This is a genomic window from Brevundimonas abyssalis TAR-001, from assembly GCF_000466985.1.
Classification (GTDB): domain Bacteria; phylum Pseudomonadota; class Alphaproteobacteria; order Caulobacterales; family Caulobacteraceae; genus Brevundimonas; species Brevundimonas abyssalis.
Genome location: NZ_BATC01000008.1, coordinates 65,589 through 84,102, shown reverse-complemented (window position 1 = coordinate 84,102; position 18,514 = coordinate 65,589). Strand labels below are relative to the sequence as shown.

Genomic DNA, 18,514 nt, shown 5'->3' with positions numbered 1-18,514 from the left:
CGATCGCCATGGCGATCGCGGCCATTCTCACGGGCGGCAGCGGCGCGCCTGCTGCCGCGGCGGCTGCGATCAAGTCATGCCTGGCTGCAAAGCTCGGTGCTAACCTGCTGAGTGTGTCGGTCGATCTCTCCCACCACCGAGGTGGGTGGGAGTAGCCGCAGCGACCCCCATCGCCGTCAGGCGGCTGTCGCGCGATCGAGGAACGGCCAGGGCGGATCCACGCGATTGCCCTGGTCGAACCGTTCGTGGGGTATCATGGCCGGGCTGCAAAGCATGCCCACCGCCACCCGCCCGCAGCACCTTACCCGGCCGTGGCGGACAGAGAGGGATTCGAACCCTCGGTACGCTTTCACGTACACACGCTTTCCAAGCGTGCGCGATCGACCACTCCGCCACCTGTCCGTTCCACGCCGTGCGTGCGCCGCCGGACGGTCGATCCGGCGGAGGCGAGGCTGATAGAACAGGCGGAGCGTCTGGGCAAGCGCCGTCGGGCTTCCCATATGCGGCTGGACCCATTTAAGAGGCGATCCATGCTGTTTTCCAAATCCGCCGACCTGCCCACCGCCGACACCGCCCTGCCCGGGCGCGATCAGCCGCTGACCACCGACGAGGTGCACTTCGTCTCGGGCCGTCCGCTCAAGGGACCGCACCCCGAGGGCTTCCAGAGCGCCGTGTTCGGCATGGGCTGTTTCTGGGGCGTGGAGCGGGTGTTCTGGCAGTTGCCGGGCGTCTGGGTGACGTCTGTGGGCTATGCGGGCGGGATCACCCCCAATCCCACCTATGAAGAGGTCTGCACCGGCCGCACCGGCCACACCGAGGCGGTGGAGGTGGTCTTCAACCCCGAAGAGATCACCTATGACGACCTGCTCAAGGCGTTCTGGGAAAACCACGACCCCACCCAGGGCATGCGCCAGGGCGGCGATACGGGCACCCAGTACCGCTCGGCCATCTATTACGCCGACGACGCCCAGAAGGCGGCGGCAGAGGCGTCGCGCGACGCCTACGCGGCGGCGCTGAAGCGGGTGGGCATGGGCCCCATCACCACCGAGATCGCCCCGCGCCCGACCTATTATTTCGCCGAGCCTATCACCAGGGCTATCTGGCCAAGAATCCCGAGGGCTATTGCGGCATCGGAGGCACGGGTGTGGCCTGTCCCGTCGGCATCGGCGTGGACGCCTGATCGTGGACCGGGCGGGGGTGAAGCGGTTCTGCCTGGCCCTGCCGGCGGCGACGCTGGATCACCCGTTCGGCGACGACCACGACGCCTACAGGGTGGGCGGCAAGATGTTCGCCATCATGGGCGGCATGGGCGGCCTGTCGTTCAAGGCCTCGGACATCGCCTATGAGGTGCTGACCGAAACCGGCCGCGCCATCCCCGCGCCCTATCTGGCGCGCGGGAAATGGGTGCATCTGGCGGATCCCGCCGACTGGCCCGACGACGAGCTGAAAGACCATCTGATCACGGCCCACGCCCTGATCACCGCGAAGCTGACGAAGAAGTTGCGGAAGGACCTGGGGCTCTAGTCCTCCGCCGCCTGCTCCGCGATCCAGGCGTCCATGCGCTGGTCCAGCAGGTCCAGCGGCAGGGGGCCGTCCACCAGCAGGGCGTCGTGGAAGGCGCGGACGTCGAAGTCCTCGCCCAGGGCGGCTTCGGCGCGGCCGCGGATGTCGCGCAGGCGGATCTCGCCGATCTTGTAGGCCAGGGCCTGGCCGGGCCAGCCGATGTAGCGCTGCAGCTCGGTCTCGATGTTGTGGGTGGCGAGGGCCGAGTTCTCGGCGAAACAGGCCCGCGCCTGTTCGATCTCCCAGCCCAGCCAGTGGATGCCGGTGTCCGCCACCAGACGGCAGGCCCGCCACATCTCGTAGGACAGACGCCCGAACCGCTCATAGGGCGTGCGGTAGAAGCCCATTTCCTCGCCCAGATACTCGGCGTACAGGCCCCAGCCCTCGGTGAAGGCGGTGACATTGGCCCCACGCCGGAAATAGGGCCCGGCCTCGGCTTCCTGCTGCAGGGCGATCTGAAGGTGGTGGCCCGGCACCGCCTCGTGCAGGGTCAGGGCTGGCAGTTCGTACAGCGGCCGCTGGTCCAGCCGCCCGGTGTTGACGATGTAGCCGCCGGGCAAGCCGGCCTCCATGGAGCCGGCGAAATAGCGGCCGGTGGTGTAGTTGGCCTCGATCTCCTCGGGCACCGGCCGCACGTCGTAGGGCAGGCGGGGCAGGGTTCCGAACAGGGCCGGCAGGCCGCCGTCGGCCCGCTTGGACATCTCGGAAGCCTCTTTAAGCAGGTCCTCGCGGCTTGTGGCGTAGAACTGCGGGTCGGTGCGCAGGAAGGTCAGGAACGAGGCGAAGTCGCCTTCCCAGCCCGCGGCGGCCATCTCCTCATCCATGCGGGTGCGGATGCGCGCGACCTCGGACTGGCCCAGGGCGTGGATCTCGTCCGGCGTCATGTCGGTGGTGGTGTAGCTGCGCGCCAGGAAGGCGTAGTAGTCGCGTCCGCCCGGCCGGTGCGCCAGACCCAGGGTCTCGGGGGCGGCGGGCAGATACTCCTCGCGCAGGAACGCGACCCAGGCGCGGCGGCGCGGTGCGATCTCCCCGGCGATGATGTCGCGGGCCCGGGCGCGCCAGCCCTCCTGCACATCCGCCGGGATCGAGGCGGGCAGATCGGCAAGCGGCCGCAGCAGGGGGTCGGTTTCGGCCGTGAAGGCCGCGTCGGTCTCGGCCAGCATCAGGGCGTTCTCGACCACCGACCGGGTCTGGACCAGGCCAGTCTCCAGCCCCCGTCGTGCGTCGGTGCGCGCCTCGTCATAGAAGGCGCCCAGCCCCGCCATGCGCTCCAGCCAGGCCTCGCCCTCGGCGCGGTTGGTGATCCGGGTCGAGCCGGCCATGTAGCCGATCCACTGACCGGGTCCGCCCTCGGAGTCGAAGGCCAGCCGTCCCCCGTCGAAGGCGACGCGCTCAACCGCCATGTCGATGATCCACGAGATGAAGGCGTGATTCAGCCGGTCCTCCTCGGTCAGGGCCGCCGGGTCGATGGCCTCCAGCCTTGCTGCGAACCCGCGCAGGGTCTCGGCCCGCGCCACCTCCGCCTCGCGAGACGTGTCCGGCAGTTGCGACAGGGCCTCGTCGTCGCCCTCGCGGCCCGCGCTGATGGGGTCCTGCGACCGGTCGAAGGCTTCGTAGTCGGCCAGGATCGCCGCGAGGGCTGGATCCTGCGCCTGGGCCTCGGCCGGAACCGGCTGGGCCTGGACCGGCTGTGACAACGGCGCGGCGGCGGTCAGGGCCAGAACGGCGGCGCCCATCAGGGCGATGGATCGGGTCATGGAACGAAGCCCCCTCAAATCAACAACGGCGTGCATGGGGCCCGGCGGGAACGGCCGCGTCAATGCCCCGTTGATCCACAGACCGCGGTTCGATCGAGTCCGCTTGACCCGGCGGGCGACGCGCGCTCGATTACGGACCGGGGGATGCAAGGGGAGGGCGGCTCTTGAGCCGACGAGTGTTGACGCGGCTGATCGCCATTCTGATCGGCGCGTTTCTGGTGGCCTGGTTCGCTTCGCCGGTCTTCGCGGTGCGCTCGCTGATCAATGCGGCGCGCACCGGCGACGAGGCGCGGCTGGAGCGTCTGGTGGACTTCCCCGCCGTGCGCGACGACCTGAAGGCTCAGCTGAACGCCCAGCTGGTGCGCCGGGTGCGTGAAGACCCGGAGCTGCGCGACGATCCCCTGTCCGGCCTGGGGCTGGTGCTGGCGCCGTCGCTGATCTCCGGCGTGGTGGACGCCTTCGTGACGCCCGGGGCTATCGCCGCCATGGTCCAGACCGCCGAGGCGCCCGACATCATCGGCGACGAAGACGCGGTGACGCTGGAGCCCCCTGAGGACCGCGAGAAGGACATCCGCATCGGCTACGGCTATCGCGGCCTGAACCGCTTCGCCGGCACCCTCACAGACCGCGACCGCCCCCATGAGCGCATCGACCTGATCATGGAGCGCCGCGGCGTGTTCAGCTGGAAACTGGCCCAGGTGCGGCTGCCGAGGGACTAGCCCTTAAGCGCCGCCCGCACCGCGTCCAGTCCGGCGTCGGCCTTGTCGCCGTCCGGGGCGCCGCCCTGGGCGAAGTCGGGCTTGCCGCCCGCGCCCTGACCGCCCATGGCCAGCACCGCCGCGCGGGCCAGATCGGCCGCGTTCACACGGCCGGCCATGTCGGCGGTCGTCGCCACGGTCACCGCGGCCTTGCCGTCGGTGACGCCGATCAGGGCCACGACGCCCGAGCCCACCTGCTTGCGGAAATCCTCGGCCACGCCGCGCAGGCCCTTGCCGTCCACGCCGTCCAGCACCCGGGCGATCAGCTTGACGCCGCCGATCTCTTCCGGCGTGGCATCAGCGCCGCCGCCGCCGCCCAAGGCCACCTGCTTCTTCAGCTCGGCCACCTGCTTCTCCAGCGCCTTGACCGAGGCCGCCATGGCCTCGACCCGGGCGGGCACGTCGGCGGGCTGTATCTTGAAGTCGCGGGCCAGGCCGCGCGCCACCTTCGCCTGGCCTTCCAGATACTGACGGGCTGCCTCGCCGGTCAGCACCTCGATGCGGCGCACGCCCGCGGCGATGCCGCCCTCGGACACGATCTTGAACAGGCCGATGTCGCCGGTGCGCGCCACGTGGGTGCCGCCGCACAGCTCCATGGAATAGGCCGCATTGTCGCTGACCAGCGAGCGGCCGAGCGTCAGAACCCGCACCTCGTCGCCGTACTTCTCGCCGAACAGGGCGATGGCGCCGGCCTCGATGGCGGCGTCCGGGGTCATCAGGCGCATCTCGGCCGGGGCGTTCTGGCGGATCACCGCATTGACCTCGGCCTCGATGGCCTCGATCTCGGCCTCGGTCAGCGGCGCGCCGTGGCTGAAGTCGAAGCGGGCCCGCTCGGCGTCCACCAGCTGGCCCTTCTGGGCCACATGGGCGCCCAGCACATTCTTCAGCGCCGAGTGCAGCAGGTGCGCGGCCGAGTGGTTGGCGCGCGTGGTGCTGCGCTTGTCGGCGTCCACCATCAGGGCGCAGCGCTGGCCGATGGCCAGACCGCCGGACACGATCTCCACGTCATGCACGTGAAGGTCGCCGGCCTGCTTCTTCACGTCGGTGACGCGGGCCTCGCCGCCGGGCCATTCGATGATCCCGTGGTCGCCCGCCTGACCGCCGCTCTCGCCGTAGAAGGCGGTGCGGTCGAACAGCACCTGCACCGTCTCGCCCGGTCCTGCCGCGTCCACCGCCTGCCCGTCCTTGAGGATGGCCAGCACCTCGCCGGACTCCTCCACCCCGTCATAGCCGGTGAAGACCGTCGGCCCCATGCGGTCGCGGATGGCCAGCCATTCGCCGGCCGTGGCCGTCTGGCCCGATCCGGTCCAGTGCTCGCGGCTGCGCGCGCGCTGCTCGGCCATGGCCGTCTCGAACGCCGCCACATTGACCGACAGGCCGCGCCGGCGCGCCTCGTCCTGGGTCAGGTCCAGCGGGAAGCCGTAGGTGTCGTAAAGGGTGAAGGCGGTCTCGCCCTCCAGCATGTCGCCTTCCTTGAGGTTGGCGGTGGCGTCCTCGAACAGGGCCATGCCCCGGCCCAGGGTGGTGCGGAACCGCTCCTCCTCCTGACGCAGGGTCTCGGTGATGGTGGCCTGGGCGCGGCCCAGTTCCGGATAGGCGTCGCCCATGTTCTGGACGAGCGTCGGCACCAGCCGGTGCATCAGCGGATCGGCGGCGCCCAGCAGGTGCGCGTGGCGCATGGCCCGGCGCATGATCCGGCGCAGCACGTATCCGCGCCCTTCATTGGACGGCGTCACGCCATCCGCGATCAGGAAACAGGAGCTGCGCAGGTGGTCGGCGATCACCCGGTGGCTCGGGGCCTGATCGCCCTCGGCCCTGGTCTTCGTCTCGGCCTCGGACGCCGCGATCAGATTCCGGAACAGGTCGGTCTCATAGTTGGAGTGCACGCCCTGCAGCACCGCCGCCACGCGCTCCAGCCCCATGCCGGTGTCGATGGAGGGCTTGGGCAGGTTGGTGCGGGTGCCGTCCGCCGCCTGCTCGTACTGCATGAACACCAGGTTCCAGATCTCGACCCAGCGGTCGCCGTCCTCCTCCGGCGACCCGGGAGGGCCGCCCCAGATGTGGTCGCCGTGGTCATAGAAGATTTCGGTGCACGGGCCGCAGGGTCCGGTGTCGCCCATGGACCAGAAATTGTCGCTGCCCGCGATGCGGCCGATGCGGCTTTCCGGCAGGCCGGCGATCTTCTTCCACAGCTCCACCGCCTCGTCGTCGTCCACATAGACTGTGGTCATCAGACGGTCCTTGGGGATGCCGAATTCCTTGGTGATGAGGTTCCAGGCGAACTCGATGGCCTCGGCCTTGAAGTAGTCGCCGAAGGAGAAATTCCCCATCATCTCGAAGAAGGTGTGGTGCCGCGCCGTGTAGCCCACGTTGTCCAGATCGTTGTGCTTGCCGCCGGCGCGCACGCATTTCTGGGCGCTGACCGCGCGGTTGTAGGGGCGCTTCTCCTGGCCGGTGAAGACGTTCTTGAACGGCACCATGCCGGCGTTGACGAACAGCAGGGTCGGATCGTTCTGCGGCACCAGCGGGGCCGACGGCACCTTCTCGTGGCCCGAGGCCGCGAAGGAGTCGAGGAAGGTCGATCGGATCTGGTTCAGGGTCGCCATGTCAGTTCGCAAACGCGTTCAGGGGAGGGAAACAGGCGTCATATAGGGCTTTGAGCCCAAACGCATCACCCCGGCGTGATCGAAAGCACGCGGCGGCTGCGGTTTGCCGGCCTCATGGCGGGTGTCATCAAACTGTGGAAAACCCATCCGATTGATTCAGTTTTGTGAATCGCAGCCGTCCACAGTCTTTCACAGACTTATGCACCGGACGGCGGGTCCTCATGCACAGCAGGAGGAATTCGGGCGCTTGCCCAATAGACGATTTCGCGGGAACGTCAACGGGCCGAGGGACACGGCGGCGCGGAAATCCCGGGAGACCGGGAACTTCAAGCGGGTCGGTCCGGCTCTCTGATCCAGGCTTTCAGGCGTCTTCGGACGGCTCGATCGACCGGACAGGGCCAAGGCTCCCGAACCAGACGCCCTCGGGCGGAGGTTCACGGAGAACCGGGCCGGGATCGATGGACGACGACAGGGGAGACCCTGACGGAACGCCGGAGACCAGGAGCCGCCAGGAGGCCGCGTTTCTTCTTCGGGTTCGCCCGCCGGGGAAACGGTCAGGTTCCTGACCCTAAGGTCAAGTCCCAACCCGGACTTGGCGAGGGGACGATCGCAACGGTTCGACCGGGCTGTCGTCCCCTCGCTCAATTCGGGCTCCCGTTATTTCAGCAGCCCCACCTGAAAGCCTGTCTCACCGCTTCTGGCAGGTCGGGCACCAGAAGGTCGAGCGGCCGCCCTGGACCGTGCGGCGGATGACGCCGGTGCAGCCGGGCGTGCGGCAGGGGTCGCCTTCGCGGCCATAGGCGTCGAAGCTGTGCTGGAAATAGCCCTGACCGCCGTCGGCGTTGGCGAAGTCGCGCAGGGTCGACCCGCCCGCCGTGATGGCGTCGTTCAGCACATCGCGGATCTGGCCGGTCAGCCGCTCCAGCCGGGGGCGAGACACCTTTCCGGCCGCCGTCAGGGGCGAGATGCCGGCCCGGAACAGGGCCTCGCACACATAGATGTTGCCCAGGCCCGCCACGATGCGCTGATCCAGCAGGCTGACCTTTATCGACGACTTCCGGCCGCGGAACGCCTCGCCCAGATGGGCGGCGGAGAAGGCGTTGCCCAGCGGCTCCGGCCCCAGCCCCGCGAACCAGGGGTGCGCCTCCACCTGATCGGTGGGGATCAGGCCCATGAAGCCGAACCGGCGGGCGTCGGCGAAACCCACGCGGGTGCGTCCGGCCGGCCCCTCGGCGCACAGGCTGACATGTTCATGCTTGCCGGCGATGGGCGCGGGTTCCTCGAACTCCCCCAGCTGGCGGCCGTCCAGGGTGAAGCGTCCGGTCATGCCCAGGTGGGCCACCCATGTCTCGTCGGTGGACAAGGGCATCAGCAGATATTTGGCGCGCCGGTCCACCCGCCGCACCGTCGCGCCTTCGAGCCGCGAGACGAAATCCGGCGGAAAGGGAAAGCGCAGATCCGGCCGGTTCTGGCGTACATGGGTCAGGCGCGCGCCGGTCAGGATCGGCTCCAGACCGCGCCGCACCGTCTCGACTTCGGGAAGTTCAGGCATGGATCGGCCATAGACCATTTCGGCTTCAGGTCGAGTCGATCCGACAAACCTGAGGGGGCCTGGATGGCTTGCCGCCTGTCGATCTCGCTCACCAGGCATGGAACGCCAGGTCAGCTTTCATCACTCCCCGCCCGGCGGGTCGCGGCGGATAGTCCGTCTCAACGGAGGGGCCCATGCACACGCTTCTTGTCCTGTTCGCGGCGCTATGGACGTCTCAGCCGGAGCTTTCACCGCCGACGCTGGAGCAGGCCCAAACCTGGCCCGCCATTCACGAAGACACGGTCTATGTCAGCCGCCACGGCCCTCTCCTTGAAGGGGCCGACATGACGGTGGCGGTCTGGCTGGTCCGTCTGCCTCGTCCGGAACACGCCGCGACATTGCCGGTCCAATTCTACCGCTATGAGGTGCTCTGTAGGCCCGCTGCGATGCGGCGGCGCGAGAACCTGAGGGTCTTGCCCGGCGAAACCGAACTCGGGGCCGGCCTGGCTGCGCCGGCGGCGGAACTGCAATACCTCGGTCACCAGACTCCCGAGGCCCGGAATCTCTACGAGGCCATATGCACGGAATGACGGTTTTCCCCGCGGCGCTTGGATTGTCGGCCGGGGCGCCTAGCTAAGGAGCTCCCTCACACAATGGAGCTCGCCATGGACGTTCTGTACAAAGCCCACGCCACCGCCACCGGCGGCGGACGCGAGGACGGGCGCTCGCGCACCGACGACGGCAAGATCGACGTGAACCTGTCCACCCCCACCGAGATGGGCGGCAAGGGCGGCGAGGGGACCAATCCCGAGCAGTTGTTCGCCACCGGCTATGCGGCCTGTTTCCTCAGCGCCCTGCGGCTGGTTTCCGGTCGCGAGAAGCACCCCGTGGCCGCCGACACGGCGGTTGAGGTCACCGTCGGCTTCGGCAAGAACGACAAGGGCGAGGGTTTCAATCTGGACATCGAGATCAAGGTGACCGGCCACGGGCTGGACGTCGACGTGGCCGACGACATCCTGGAGAAGACCCATCAGGTCTGTCCCTATTCCAACGCCACGCGCGGCAACGTCGAGGTTCGAATCGGGCACGATTGAGGCCTTTTCTCACGAACCCGTGAACCTTTTCGGCGCGGGCGTGTTCTTCAGGCTCCACACCAACGGAGACACTTCCCATGAAGAAGATCGCCATTCTGACGACCGGCGTTTTCGCCGCCTTCGCCCTGGCCGCCTGTGAACCCGCCGACCCGGTCGCTGAAGAGCAGGCTGAACTGGTCGAGCAGGAAGCGGACGTGACCGCGGCCCAGCTGGAAGAGCAGGCCGACGCCGCCTACGACCAGAACATGGACCAGCAGGGCGACGCCCTGAACGAAGAAGCCGACGCTGTTCAGGATCAGGCCGACGCCCAGGCCGACCAGATCCGCGAGAACAACTAAGGCATCCAGCCTTCCGGTTATTCGGATTTCAGAAGGGAGCCCCTCGCCTCGGCGGGGGGCTTTCTTCGTTTGTGGCGGTCGCGCCGCTGGACCCGGCGGCGCGGAGTTTCTAGATGGACCTTATGGCCCCTTCTTCTCCCCTCGACGCATCGCCCGACCCCATGCTGACGCTGGAGCCGCACCGCAAGGTGACGGTCAGGGAGGCGTTCGGCGTCGATTCCGACATGACGGTCCCGTGTTTTGATACGAAGGACAGCCATGTGCCCGACCTGGACGAGGCCTATCAGTTCGACCCCCAGACCACCCTGGCCATCTGCGCGGGCTTCGCCTTTGACCGCCGGGTGATGGTCCAAGGCTATCACGGCACCGGCAAGTCCACCCACATCGAGCAGGTGGCCGCGCGGCTGAACTGGCCCATGGTGCGGGTCAATCTGGACGCCCACGTCAGCCGCATCGACCTGATCGGCAAGGACGCCATCGTCCTGAAGGACGGCAAACAGATCACCGAGTTCCGCGAGGGCATCCTGCCCTGGGCCATCCAGCGGCCGGTGGCCCTGGTGTTCGACGAATATGACGCGGGACGCCCGGACGTGATGTTCGTGATCCAGAGGGTGCTGGAGGCGCAGGGGAGGCTGACCCTGCTGGACCAGAACCGGGTCATCCGCCCCAATCGCTGGTTCCGCCTGTTCGCCACGTCCAACACCGTGGGTCTCGGCGACACGACGGGTCTGTACCACGGCGCACAGCAGATCAATCAGGCCCAGCTGGACCGCTGGAACATCGTCACGACCCTGAACTATCTGGACCACGACGTGGAGGCCGAGATCGTGGCCGCCAAGGTGCCGGAGTGGCGCGATGCGGAAGGCCGCCGCAAGATCGCCGCCATGGTCCGCGTGGCCGACATGACCCGCAACGCTTTCATGAACGGGGACATCTCCACCGTCATGAGCCCCCGCACCGTCATCACCTGGGCCCAGAACGCCATCATCTTCGGCGGCGACGTGGCCCTGTCGTTCCGCCTGACCTTCCTGAACAAGTGCGACGAGCTGGAACGCCCGACCATCGCCGAGTTCTATCAACGCGCCTTCGGCGAGGACCTGCCCGAGGCGGCGACACGGGTGAAGGTGGGCTAAGCCTGACCGGATTTAAACTGGACCGAAATCTGAGCCCAGTCGGACTGCGTCCGACTGAACCGATTTCGATCTAGACGGCCTCGTCGCCTCGCGCGGCGGCAAGGGTGCGGTCCAGACGGGCCATGACTTCGTCCCGACGCGCCTTGGCGGCGGTCATGCCGGCCTCGGCCCGGTCGATCACCGACAGCAGGGCCTCGCAGGCCTGATTGAGCGCGCCCTGATCGGGGTTCACGCGGCGCAGGGGCGTCAGCTTCTTGCCGTCGGCGCCCAGCGCCTTCAGCAGATCGTCGCGCCAGCCCATGGCCGCCTCGGCCACCTGCCCTGCGGTCTCGGCCAGGCGGGCGTCCACGTTCTGGATCATGCGGGTCAGGGGCAGGTGCTTCAGCCCGCCGTCGCGCACCGCGTCGGCGCGCTCGGGAAAGGCCATCAGGGCCTCGTCCAGCTCGGTGATGGCGGTCAGCAGGCCCTGATGCTGTTCGTTGAGGGCGCCGTTGCGGCGGCCCAGCCCGGCGGCGGCGTCGCGCAGCTTGACCGCGGCGGTGGAGATTGACGGCGCCAGATCGGTGACGTGGTGGCGGAAACGGGTCAGACGTTTCTTGTGGCTGTCGAACAGCCCGCCCAGGCCGGTGCGCGGGGTCAGCTCGGCCGGGCGCACGCTCGCCACCCGCATGCGCAGATCCTGAAGCTGGCCACGGATGAAGTCGGCGTCGACGCCCTGACAGGTCTGGTTCAGGCCCTCGCAGCCCGCGATGACGGCCGCGCGCAGGCCCTCCAGAGGTCCCGGATCGGCGGGCATGTCGGTTGCGGCGGCGGCGACCTCTTCAGAGGCCTCTTCGACAGCCGGCTCGGCGCTATCGGCGTCGTCATGGGGTTCGACGTTTGCCGTCTCATCGGAGGTCAGCGCGACGGCGGCGGTTTCCTCCGTTTCCACGACGGCCGACTCTGTCGCCTCCGCAGGCTTCTCCTCGGTTCGCACGTCTGACACTGGCCCCCTCCATGTCCTCAACATCCAGGTCTTTCGCCCGGCGGAACCGCACTATGCCAGCGAATTAACCTTTTCGGAAACCGTGAAGTCGGCCTCGGTCTTCTCGCGCACCTCATCCAGGGTGACGCCGTCGGCCAGTTCGATCAGCTCCAGGCCCGATCCGTCCGGCTTGACGTCGAACACGGCCAGGTCGGTGATGATGCGGCTGACCACCCCGGTTCCGGTCAGGGGCAGGGTGCAGGATTTCAGCACCTTGGACTGGCCGTGCTTGTTGGCGTGATCCATGACCACCACCACGCGCTTGACGCCGGCCACCAGATCCATGGCGCCGCCCATGCCCTTCACCAGCTTGCCGGGGATCATCCAGTTGGCGATGTCGCCGTTCTGGGCCACCTCCATGGCGCCGAGGATCGACAGGTCGATATGGCCGCCCCGGATCATGGCGAAGGAGTCCGCCGAGCTGAAATAGGCGCTCTCGGGGATCTCGGTGATGGTCTGCTTGCCCGCATTGATCAGGTCGGGATCCACCTGATCTTCGTAGGGGAAGGGGCCCATGCCCAGCATGCCGTTCTCGGACTGCAGGGTGACCTCCATCCCCTCGGGGATGTGGTTGGCCACCAGGGTCGGGATGCCGATGCCCAGGTTCACATAGAAGCCGTCCTTCAGCTCGAGGGCGGCGCGTTCGGCGAGTTGGTCGCGGGTGCGGGGCATGGTCAGGTCCTCATGGACAGAAGGGGCCAGGCCTTGATCGTTCCCAGCAGAAACGAAAGGCCCAGCGCCAGGACGATCAGGGAAGAAACGATCTGGAACGTGGGGCTGTGATCCGGCCCCCATACGCCGGGTGCAAAGACCGCAGCGGCTCGCACCAGCAGGACGGCGGTGATGGCGATCAGCCCTGTCCTCAAAAGCGGAGGCCGGGGCAGGTGTCCGGCGGCGGCGAGGGCGTACCAGGCCCACGCGAGCAGCACCACCGCGATGCCGATGGTTACCACATAGGGCAGCACTCGGCCCTGCTCCACCGCGCGCGCCATGGCTTCGCCCGCCCCGAAAAAGCGGAACCAGTCCGGGCCTCCGAACAGGCAGCCGATATGCGCCAGAGCTGCGGCGATGCTGCCTGCAGCCGCCGTGAGAAGCCAGACATTGGGTGGCGGTGTCACGCCGCCTCGCTGGATCGGACGGTGCGCTGTTCGATGCGCTTTTCGAAGGTCCCCTGGATCAGGCGGTCCACATAGATGCCGGGGGTGTGGATGTGGTCGGGGTCCAGCGAGCCGGTGGAGACGATCTCCTCCACCTCGACCACGCAGACTTTCCCGGCGGTGGCCATCATCGGGTTGAAATTGCGGGCGGTCTTGCGGAACACCAGATTGCCGCGCTCGTCGGCCTTCCAGGCCTTGACGATGCTGAGGTCGGCGACGAGGCCGGTCTCCATCACATAGTCGCGGCCGTCGAAGCTGCGCACTTCCTTGCCCTCGGCCACCAGGGTGCCGACGCCGGTGGCGGTGAAGAAGGCCGGGATGCCCGCGCCGCCCGCGCGGATGCGCTCGGCCAGGGTGCCCTGGGGATTGAACTCCAGCTCCAGCTCGCCGGCCAGGTACTGGCGCTCGAACTCCTTGTTCTCGCCCACATAGGACGAGATCATCTTCTTGATCTGGTGTGTCTCCAGCAGCTGGCCCAGGCCGAAGCCGTCCACGCCCGCATTGTTGGAGATGACGGTCAGGCCCTTCACGCCCGACGCCTTCAGGCCGGCGATCAGGTTTTCGGGAATGCCGCACAGGCCGAAGCCGCCCGCCATGACGGTCATGCCGTCGAACGTCAGGCCCTCCAGCGCGGCCTTCGCGTCAGGATAGATTTTTCCCATGAGTGCGTCCTTGGCGTCCCTGATTTTCACCGACTAATGAATAACGCGGCCTGCGCGCTTCCTAGCCGGAGGCGGCCGCGCGGGCAAGACCATGTCTCTAGCCGGTCAGCGCGCCGAACCCAAGGTCACGGGCCGGGCGGGCGGCGCGCCGCGAGAGCGGTATTTCGCGCCCTTGATCATGCTGACCGCCGCTTCCCAGTGAATGCCCCACATGACCTTCCAGGTCAGAAGCGGATGGGTGACGAAGGCGCGGAGCAGCGCGCCGTTGGTCAGGGGCCGGCGCGCTCCCGCGAAACTGGCGGTGAGGATGGGGGTTTGGCCCCGCCGCACGGCGATGGTGACGCCCACCGCCTCGCCCGGGGGACGCACGGTGAAATCATAGATCAGGTCCATGTCCATCAGGGGCGAGACGAAGAACACCTTGTCGGCGCTCTGACGCACCGGACCGTCGGGGCGACTGTGGGGCGTGGCGATCAGGTAGCTGTGACGCTCATGGAAGGTGTTGGTGACCTCGTACAGTATCGCCGCCAGGTCGCCGTCCGGATGGTGGCAGAAGAAGACGCTGAGCGGATTGAAGCCATAGCCGAGGATGCGCGGCATGGTCAGCAGGCGGATCGGTCCGCCCGCGATGTCGATGCCCGCCTCGGCCAGATGGGCCTCCACCTGTCCGCGCAGGTCGTGGCCCGACCGGTCGCCGTGGTCGGCGGCGCGCCAGCTCAGCAGGCCGAAGCGGCCCCGGCCCAGCAGGCCCGGACGTCGGTCCTCGATGTGGTCCAGATCCAGCAGCAGCATATAGACCCGGTAGGCCAGCCGGTGGCGGATGCCGTGCATGCGCTCGTGGGTCACCTTGCCCACATAGAGCGCGCTGGCGTCGGGCGGGGCGGCCATCAGCATGGGATCAGGCCACCTGCTCCACCGGCCGGCTCATGGACGGGCCGGGAGACGCCGGGGCGGGAGCCGTCACATGGATGCGCCCGCTCTCGTTCTCGACGGTCCAGGGCCGGCGCACGCCGCCCAGCTGCTCGGCCACGGCGAGGCCGGCCTGAAGGCCGTCCTCATGGAAGCCCGAGCCGAACCAGGCGCCGCAGAACCAGACGTTGCGCGCGCCCTGCAGGGACCACAGGTCCTTCTGTGCGGCCACGGCGGCGCGGTTGAACACCGGATGCTCATAGTCCCAGTCACCGAGAACGGTGGAGGGCTCCGGCTCGCGCGCCGGGTTGAGGCTGACGAACAGGTTCGGGCCGGGCAGGGACTGGAGATCATTCATCCAGTAGGTGACGCCGCCCTCGCCGCAGCGGTCGCTGTGCCCCAGATGGTTCCACGCAGCCCACGCCTTGCGGCGCCTGGGCATCAGCGAGGCGTCCCGGTGCAGGACGGCGCGGTTCTTCTGATAGGGGACGGCGCCGATCAGCCGGCGCTCATCGGCGGTGGGCGCCTCCAGCAGGGCCAGGGCCTGATCCGAGTGGACCGCCAGCACCACGGCGTCGAAGCGCTCCAGCGACCCGTCCGCCAGCCGCACCGCCGCCGCATCGCGTCCCCGGGCCACGCCGGTCACCAGCGCGTGGCGGACTGTGCCGGAAAAGTCGGCCAGGATGCGCTGGACATATTCGCGGCTGCCGCCGTCCACGGTGCGCCAGGTGGGCCGCGTGTCATAGGTCAGCAGGTTGTGGTTCATGTAGAACCGCACGAAGGACGCGGCCGGATACTCGCTCATCTGGCTCATGGACGAGGACCAGATGGCCGCCGCCTGGGGCAGAAGGTGGGCGTCGCGAAACAGGGGGCCGTAGCCGCGCCGGTCGAGATAGGCGTCCAGGGTCTCCCCCGAGGCCTCCAGCTCGGCCAGGTCGGGGGGCGCCTCCTTCTGGAAGCGCAGCACGTCGCCGATCATGCGCCAGAAGCGCGGGCTGGCGTAGTTGCGCTTCTGGGCGAACAGGGCGCCGACCCCGTGGCTGGAATACTCCAGGGCCCCGCCGTCCAGCGACACGGCGAAGGACATGTAGGCGGCCTTGTTGGGCACGTTCAGGTGCGCGAACAGGGCGGTCAGATTGGGATAGTTGGCCTCGTTGTAGACGATGAAGCCGGTGTCCACCGCCACCGGCCCATGGGGCGAGGGGGCGTCCACGGTGTTGGAGTGGCCGCCGATCCGGTCCTCGGCCTCATACAGGGTCACCTCGTGGGCCTTGCCCAGCAGCCAGGCCGCGGACAGGCCCGCCACGCCCGATCCCACCACCGCGATGCGCTTGCGTTCGCCGGAGCCGGCTTGAGTGGAGGCGACGAGATGGGGCGGCAAGGGGAACCTCCGGGTCCGAACGGGTTTCACGGACAAGTACGGCCCGTCGCGCCCGCCGGATGACATCCGGATGCAAACCTGCGCCGTATCTGACTGGAATGCCGCGCTGGAGGAGCCGTTCCGCATGAATCTGGCCAATGTCGCCATCCGCCGTCTTCAGGACGCCCCCTTTCCCGACTTCGTGGCGCGTCCGGCGGTGGCCAGTCTGGTGGCCGAGGCGAGGAAGCGGCTGGCGAAGGATCCGCCCCACACCGAGTTCGACTTCGCCTGCCAGATGGCCGCGCGGCCGGTGGCCGAGCACACCGACGCGGCGAACGAGCAACATTATGAGCTGCCGCCGCGCTTCTTCCGCCTGTGCCTGGGACCGCGCCTGAAATATTCCAGCTGCCTGTATCCCACCGGCGGCGAGACCCTGGCCGAGGCGGAGGATTTCGCCCTGGCGGAGACCTGCCGGCACGCGGACCTGAAGGACGGGCAGTCGATCCTTGAGCTGGGCTGCGGCTGGGGCTCGCTGAGCCTGTGGATGGCCGAACGCTACCCGAACGCGCAGATCACGGCGGTGTCCAACTCCAGCAGCCAGCGCGGCCACATCGAGGCGGCGGCCACGGCCATGGGGCTCAGGAACCTGACGGTCGTCACCCGCGACATGAACGACTTCCAGACCGATGAGCGCTTCGACCGCATCGTCTCGGTGGAGATGTTCGAGCACATGGCCAACTGGCGCGAATTGCTGACCCGGACGCGCGGCTGGCTGAAGCCCGAGGGGCGGCTGTTCATCCATGTGTTCACGCACAAGGACGCGCCCTACCGCTTCGATCACGGCGACAGCAGCGACTTCATCGCCCAGCATTTCTTCACCGGCGGGGTGATGCCCAGCCACCGGCTGATCCGCCAGTTCCCCGACCTGTTCGAGGTGGAGGAGGAGTGGCGCTGGTCCGGCGAGCACTATCAGCGGACGGCCGACCACTGGCTGGAGAATTTCGACGCCCACAAGGCCGAGATCATGGAGCTGATGCACCAGACCTATGGCGAAGACGCCAAACTGTGGGCGCGGCGCTGGCGGCGTTTCTTCATGGCCACAGCCGGGCTGTTCGGCGACGACGGCGGACGCACCTGGGGCGTCAGCCACTATCGGCTCAAGCCGTTCTTTTGATGGAATAATGGGAGACGCGCGATGATCAAATATGTGGCCGCCTATCTGGGGGCGGGCGTGGCCTTCGCCGCCATCGACGCGGTGTGGCTGACCACCATGACCGACCGGCTGTATCGTCCCATCATCGGCCCGATTCTGGCCGACAAGCCGAACATGGTCGCAGCGGTGGCCTTCTATCTGATCTATCTGTTCGGGATCGTCTTCCTGGCCATCGCGCCGGCGCTGAAGGACGGCCAGTGGACCCGCGCCCTGATCACCGGGGCGGTGCTGGGACTGGTGGCCTACGCCACCTATGACCTGACCAACCAGGCGACCCTGAGCGTCTGGTCCACGCAGATGACCATCATCGACATCATCTGGGGCACGGTCCTGACCGCCAGCGCGGCCACGGCGGGCTATTTCGCCGCCAGCTGGGCAGAGGGACGCTGGGGCTGATCCGGCTCGCGCCGCGCAAGCTGCGTTAACCTTTTCCCTCGCCTGAGACGGGTTCGGGCTGGCCTGCCAATCCCTTGTTGGGTTAACAGGGGTTCGTAAACCAGTCTGGTTTCCGGGGGGCGAGAGGGTTGCGCGCCAGCATCAACGCACTGACGGCGGCATTGATCGTGGGGGTGATCGTGGGCCTGGCCCTGACGCCGGACGGTCGCGGCTGGCTGCGCAACCCCACCCTCATGCTGGGCTCGGCCAACGCTTCGGCCAGCCCCCCCGCGCCGCAAGTGGTGGCGACGGTGGCCCGGCCCGAGCCTGTGGTTGCCGCGGCCCCGCGCATCACGCCGCTGAGCCGGCGCGTGGCCGAGGGCGAGCTGGTGGTGGGGGTGATCGGGGACTCCATGGCCGACGGCCTGTGGACCGGCGTCTACCGCGACCTGCGCGACGTGGACGGGGTGCGGGTGGTGCGCATGGCCGAGGTCTCCACCGGCCTGTCGCGCTATGACTATGTGAACGTTCAGGACAAGACCGCCCGCCAGTTGCGGGAACAGCCCATCGATGTGGCGGTGGTCATGTTCGGCACCAACGACGCCCAGGCCATCGAGCACGACGGAGTCATCCATCAGTTCGGCACGCCCGGTTGGCGCGAGATCTACGCCCGCCGCGTGGACGATCTGGTGGCCCTGCTGCGCCAGAACGACGTGGCGGTCTACTGGGTCGGGCTGCCGCGCATGAAGCGGGAGTCCTTCGACGGGCGCATGGGCCTGATCAACGGGCTTGTGGCCGAGCGCATGGCGGCGCTGGACGTGCCGTACATCGACACTGTGGCCCTGACCTCCAATGAGGGCGGCGCCTATGACGCCTATCTGACCGCCACGGACGGACGGCGGCGGCTGATGCGGGCCCATGACGGCATCCACATGTCCATGGCCGGCTACCTGCGGCTGACCGAGCCGGTGACCGAGCGCCTGCGGGCCGACGCCGGCCTGGACCGCATGACGGGTGGGGCCGGGGGGTGAGAC

18 protein-coding genes, 1 tRNA gene and 1 pseudogene are annotated in these 18,514 nt (G+C 68.1%); 10 read left to right on the top strand and 10 right to left on the bottom strand.

Going from position 1 to position 18,514, the window contains the following annotated elements:
• Positions 1-312: 312 nt before the first annotated feature.
• Positions 313-402: transfer RNA gene (locus tag MBEBAB_RS04025), tRNA-Ser, on the bottom strand.
• A gap of 128 nt (positions 403-530) precedes the next feature.
• Between MBEBAB_RS04025 and msrA the strand changes: the two are divergent.
• Together msrA and MBEBAB_RS04015 are read left to right on the top strand one after the other, a co-directional pair.
• A pseudogene (msrA, locus tag MBEBAB_RS04020) lies at positions 531-1,180 on the top strand (peptide-methionine (S)-S-oxide reductase MsrA).
• 2 nt (positions 1,181-1,182) lie between these two features.
• Positions 1,183-1,524, top strand: coding sequence for an MmcQ/YjbR family DNA-binding protein (locus tag MBEBAB_RS04015; protein ID WP_045318800.1), 342 nt, complete (start codon positions 1,183-1,185; stop codon positions 1,522-1,524).
• Here the strand turns inward: MBEBAB_RS04015 and MBEBAB_RS04010 are convergent.
• Positions 1,521-3,320, bottom strand: coding sequence for a DUF885 domain-containing protein (locus MBEBAB_RS04010; RefSeq protein WP_021696655.1), 1,800 nt, complete (start codon positions 3,318-3,320; stop codon positions 1,521-1,523). The two genes, MBEBAB_RS04015 and MBEBAB_RS04010, sit on opposite strands and share 4 nt — an antisense overlap.
• A 164-nt stretch (positions 3,321-3,484) precedes the next feature.
• On the opposite strand from MBEBAB_RS04010, the gene MBEBAB_RS04005 reads away from it, so the two are divergent.
• Positions 3,485-4,039 carry a DUF2939 domain-containing protein gene (locus MBEBAB_RS04005; protein WP_045318799.1) on the top strand — a complete coding sequence of 185 codons (555 nt, stop codon included), beginning with the start codon at positions 3,485-3,487 and terminating at the stop codon, positions 4,037-4,039.
• Here MBEBAB_RS04005 and alaS read toward each other — a convergent pair.
• Both alaS and mutM read right to left on the bottom strand, forming a co-directional pair.
• Complete coding sequence (alaS, locus tag MBEBAB_RS04000) at positions 4,036-6,684, bottom strand: alanine--tRNA ligase (protein WP_021696653.1); 2,649 nt, start codon at positions 6,682-6,684, stop codon at positions 4,036-4,038. The genes MBEBAB_RS04005 and alaS overlap by 4 nt on opposite strands.
• 688 nt (positions 6,685-7,372) lie before the next feature.
• Positions 7,373-8,236: a bifunctional DNA-formamidopyrimidine glycosylase/DNA-(apurinic or apyrimidinic site) lyase gene (mutM, locus tag MBEBAB_RS03995; RefSeq protein ID WP_045318819.1), complete on the bottom strand. Its 864-nt coding sequence runs from the start codon at positions 8,234-8,236 to the stop codon at positions 7,373-7,375.
• Positions 8,237-8,409: 173 nt separating this feature from the next.
• On the opposite strand from mutM, the gene MBEBAB_RS03990 reads away from it, so the two are divergent.
• The 4 genes from MBEBAB_RS03990 to cobS all read left to right on the top strand — a co-directional run bounded on the left by MBEBAB_RS03990 (position 8,410) and on the right by cobS (position 10,780).
• On the top strand, positions 8,410-8,805 hold the full coding sequence (locus tag MBEBAB_RS03990; protein WP_021696651.1) for a hypothetical protein: 396 nt from the start codon (positions 8,410-8,412) through the stop codon (positions 8,803-8,805).
• Positions 8,806-8,880: 75 nt separating this feature from the next.
• Entirely contained in the window at positions 8,881-9,309 is a 429-nt protein-coding gene (locus MBEBAB_RS03985) for an organic hydroperoxide resistance protein (RefSeq protein ID WP_045318818.1), read from the top strand.
• A 77-nt stretch (positions 9,310-9,386) separates the two neighbouring features.
• On the top strand, positions 9,387-9,647 hold the full coding sequence (locus MBEBAB_RS03980; RefSeq protein ID WP_021696649.1) for a hypothetical protein: 261 nt from the start codon (positions 9,387-9,389) through the stop codon (positions 9,645-9,647).
• 122 nt (positions 9,648-9,769) lie between these two features.
• Entirely contained in the window at positions 9,770-10,780 is a 1,011-nt protein-coding gene (gene cobS / locus MBEBAB_RS03975) for a cobaltochelatase subunit CobS (RefSeq protein WP_045318798.1), read from the top strand.
• 70 nt (positions 10,781-10,850) lie between these two features.
• Here cobS and MBEBAB_RS03970 read toward each other — a convergent pair whose 3' ends face one another.
• The 6 genes from MBEBAB_RS03970 to MBEBAB_RS03945 form a co-directional block, all read right to left on the bottom strand.
• Entirely contained in the window at positions 10,851-11,765 is a 915-nt protein-coding gene (locus MBEBAB_RS03970; protein ID WP_148291429.1) for a hypothetical protein, read from the bottom strand.
• Between the two features lie 51 nt (positions 11,766-11,816).
• Positions 11,817-12,476, bottom strand: a complete 660-nt coding sequence (locus tag MBEBAB_RS03965) for a 3-oxoacid CoA-transferase subunit B (protein ID WP_021696646.1) — start codon at positions 12,474-12,476, stop codon at positions 11,817-11,819.
• Positions 12,477-12,478: 2 nt separating this feature from the next.
• Complete coding sequence (locus tag MBEBAB_RS03960; RefSeq protein WP_045318796.1) at positions 12,479-12,922, bottom strand: hypothetical protein; 444 nt, start codon at positions 12,920-12,922, stop codon at positions 12,479-12,481.
• On the bottom strand, positions 12,919-13,623 hold the full coding sequence (locus MBEBAB_RS03955) for a CoA transferase subunit A (protein WP_021696644.1): 705 nt from the start codon (positions 13,621-13,623) through the stop codon (positions 12,919-12,921). Before MBEBAB_RS03955 ends, MBEBAB_RS03960 begins: the two co-directional genes overlap by 4 nt.
• Positions 13,624-13,728: 105 nt before the next feature.
• A complete protein-coding gene (locus MBEBAB_RS03950) occupies positions 13,729-14,517 on the bottom strand; it encodes a DUF1365 domain-containing protein (RefSeq protein WP_021696643.1) in 789 nt (262 codons plus the stop codon).
• Positions 14,518-14,521: 4 nt separating this feature from the next.
• Positions 14,522-15,913 (bottom strand): NAD(P)/FAD-dependent oxidoreductase, encoded by a 1,392-nt coding sequence (locus MBEBAB_RS03945; protein ID WP_021696642.1) that lies wholly within the window; start codon positions 15,911-15,913, stop codon positions 14,522-14,524.
• A gap of 124 nt (positions 15,914-16,037) precedes the next feature.
• On the opposite strand from MBEBAB_RS03945, the gene MBEBAB_RS03940 reads away from it, so the two are divergent.
• The 3 genes from MBEBAB_RS03940 (at position 16,038) to MBEBAB_RS03930 (ending at position 18,511) form a co-directional block, all read left to right on the top strand.
• Positions 16,038-17,066: an SAM-dependent methyltransferase gene (locus MBEBAB_RS03940; RefSeq protein WP_045318815.1), complete on the top strand. Its 1,029-nt coding sequence runs from the start codon at positions 16,038-16,040 to the stop codon at positions 17,064-17,066.
• A 21-nt stretch (positions 17,067-17,087) separates the two neighbouring features.
• Positions 17,088-17,501, top strand: coding sequence for a DUF2177 family protein (locus MBEBAB_RS03935; protein ID WP_021696640.1), 414 nt, complete (start codon positions 17,088-17,090; stop codon positions 17,499-17,501).
• Between the two features lie 128 nt (positions 17,502-17,629).
• Positions 17,630-18,511, top strand: coding sequence for an SGNH/GDSL hydrolase family protein (locus MBEBAB_RS03930; protein WP_021696639.1), 882 nt, complete (start codon positions 17,630-17,632; stop codon positions 18,509-18,511).
• The last annotated feature ends 3 nt before the right edge of the window (positions 18,512-18,514 follow it).